The 2583-nt window shown below is 57.0% G+C and carries 3 protein-coding genes; all 3 read right to left on the reverse strand.

Going from position 1 to position 2583, the window contains the following annotated elements; genetic code table 11:
* Positions 1 to 183: hypothetical protein (locus GIR22_RS26160; protein WP_218581683.1), on the reverse strand; the 183-nt coding region annotated here is incomplete at its 3' end.
* On the reverse strand, positions 170 to 973 hold the full coding sequence (gene istB, locus GIR22_RS25700) for an IS21-like element ISPsy20 family helper ATPase IstB (RefSeq protein ID WP_154746080.1): 804 nt from the start codon (positions 971 to 973) through the stop codon (positions 170 to 172). The genes istB and GIR22_RS26160, both read right to left, overlap by 14 nt.
* Positions 966 to 2465 carry an IS21 family transposase gene (istA, locus tag GIR22_RS25705; protein ID WP_154746081.1) on the reverse strand — a complete coding sequence of 500 codons (1500 nt, stop codon included), beginning with the start codon at positions 2463 to 2465 and terminating at the stop codon, positions 966 to 968. Before istA ends, istB begins: the two co-directional genes overlap by 8 nt.
* Positions 2466 to 2583: the final 118 nt, after the last annotated feature.

Here is a 2583-nt window from a genome sequence, read left to right on the forward strand (position 1 = left end):
TGTTGGCGCTGATTGAAAACTGACCCACCCTGCCGATTGAAAAATGACCCAGGACGGATTGCTGATTTTTGCCCCAGCAATTGTGGATAAGCTTAGCAGCAGTGTTCCGGTTGAAGACGCATCCAGCCCTGTTGCATGTATGCATGCAGCAGGGCATTTATGGTGCGGATCAAAACGGCTCATCGTCCTCGATATCATCTCCGTCCTTGCGCTTTCGTTCCCGTGATTTGATCTTTGTCTGGGCGGCCAAGGTGCTGTGGTGAAGGCGGTAGGACTCGTTGCCCGTTTCGACGATGTGGCAGTGGTGTGTCAGCCGATCCAACAACGCGGTGGTCATCTTGGCGTCGCCAAACACACTCGACCATTCCGAGAAACTGAGGTTGGTGGTGATGACCACACTGGTGTGTTCGTACAGTTTGGACAGCAGGTGAAATAACAGGGCGCCGCCGCTTTGGCTAAAGGGCAAATACCCCAGCTCATCAAGTATCACCAGGTCTGTGCGAAGCAGCCCCTGGGCGATTCGCCCTGCCTTGCCATCGTACTTTTCACGCTCCAGCAGATTCACCAGATCCACCGTGGAAAAGAAACGCACGCGTTTGTTGTAGGCCGTGATTCCGGATACAGCCAAGGCACTGGCTAGGTGTGTTTTTCCGGTTCCTGGCCCACCGATGAACACGACATTCTGCGCGGTCTCAGTGAACGCCAAGCTGGATAGATCGCTGACCAGCCGGGCATCAGCGCTGGAAGCGCTGAAGTCAAAGCCAGCTAAATCACGGTGCATGGGGAGCTTTGCCATGTTCATCTGGTGGTTCACTGAGCGCACCGCTCGATCCGCCTGTTCCTGTTGAAGCAGATGTTCCAGCAGCCATTTCGATGAAGCCGTAGAGGCCGTTCCTTGACTGACCAGTTCTTCCCAGGCACTGGCCATGCCGTGCAGGCGCAGTTCTTTGAGTTCCGTCATTAGGTCACGCATTGCGATTCTCCTCATCGGTTGTACGGAGCCGGTCGTAGCGCGCCGTATTGGCAACAGGCGCCACCTTGAGTTGCAGGCTGGTTTCTACGCAGGAAGGTGGTGCAGTGGAGGTCAGGCGGGCTAGAACATTCAGGATGTGATCGGCGCTCAGACTTCCCGACTCAAGTACCAGCTCCACCGCCACCAATACCGGTTCGAGACCGGCGATAGGCACAGCAGCCAGTACCTGCATCATGATTCGATCACCGTTGGTGTGACGCCTCAGTCCCCGTTTGAGAAGCAGAAGCGGCTTCGGCAGATCGGCAAATGGCGCGCCATTACGCAGTGCACCGGGCTTGCGTTCGATGAGTGGAATGTAGTGCTGCCAGTCAAAACTGACCTGATCTCGATCAACGAGACGCTCGTGGCTGGCGATCATCGTTTCATCGGCGATGACCACGATCCGCGAAGGATACAGACGGCTGCTGACCCACTGGCCAACACGCTCACAAGGCACCGAATAGCGATTTCGCGCCACGCTGATCAAACAGGTACTGGAGACCCGCACGGTGCGTTCGACGTAGCCGTCAAAGGCGGTCGGCATCGGCATCATCTCCACTCGTTCCAACTCCAGGACTTCTGCCACCGTCAGCCCGTTGTACTGCGGGTGCAGCAGTTCGCCCCAGAGAGCACGGCAGCGTTGGCCGAGCCAGGCATTCAGTTCCTCGAAGGTGTGGAACATGCAGTTTTGAGCATCGAGCCAGATGCGCCGTCGGCTGTCTTGGACGTTCTTTTCAACGATGCCTTTTTCCCACCCGGAGGCCACGTTGCAGAAGTCCGGGTCGAACAGGTAGTGGGCACACATCACGGCAAACCGGGCATTGACCGTCCGGCCCTTACCCTTGTTGACCTTGTCGACAGCGGTCTTCATGTTGTCGTAAATGCCGCGACGCGGCACCCCACCTAGCGCGCCAAACGAGCGGGTGTGGGCATCGAACAACATCTCGTGGCCTTGGCTGGGATACGCAACCAACCAGAACGCGCGACTGGCGCACAGCTTCATGTGGGAGACCTGGATGCGTCGAAACAGGCCACCGATCAGCAGACCTTCTTCGCTCCAGTCAAATTGAAAGGCCTCACCGAGGGCAAAAGTCAGCGGTACAAAAGCGCGTAAAGACTTGCCTTGCTCGCCTCGCCAAGAGCGGACAAACGCCGTGAGCTGGCTGTAGCCGCCGTCATAACCCTCGGCCTTAATCTGTTCGAAAAGCGCTTTGGCGCTCCTGCGGTTGTGCTTTGCCCGGAACGAATCGGCCTTGAGCGCCTGTTCCAGCGTCTCGTGGAATGGGCTGAGTTTGTTGAAGGTTGCGCACCGCTGGTACGCCGGTTGAGTGGCTTCGGGAGCTCTGACCCATTTTCGGATGGTGTTTCTCGACAGCCCGGTACGCTTAGCTATCTGATGCAGCGAGAGCTTGTCGCGGAAGTACATCCGCCGGATTTTCCCCAACATTTCCATGCTGATCACCCTGTGTTCTCCTGCTCGAAAAGTGAGCAGAAGCAGTTGAACACCTGGGTCAGTTTTCAGTCGGCAGAACAGCCTCTACTGGGTCAGTTTTCGGTCAGCGGCAACATCC

The organism is Pseudomonas karstica, assembly GCF_009707515.1.
In the GTDB taxonomy this organism is placed as follows: Bacteria; Pseudomonadota; Gammaproteobacteria; order Pseudomonadales; family Pseudomonadaceae; genus Aquipseudomonas; species Aquipseudomonas karstica.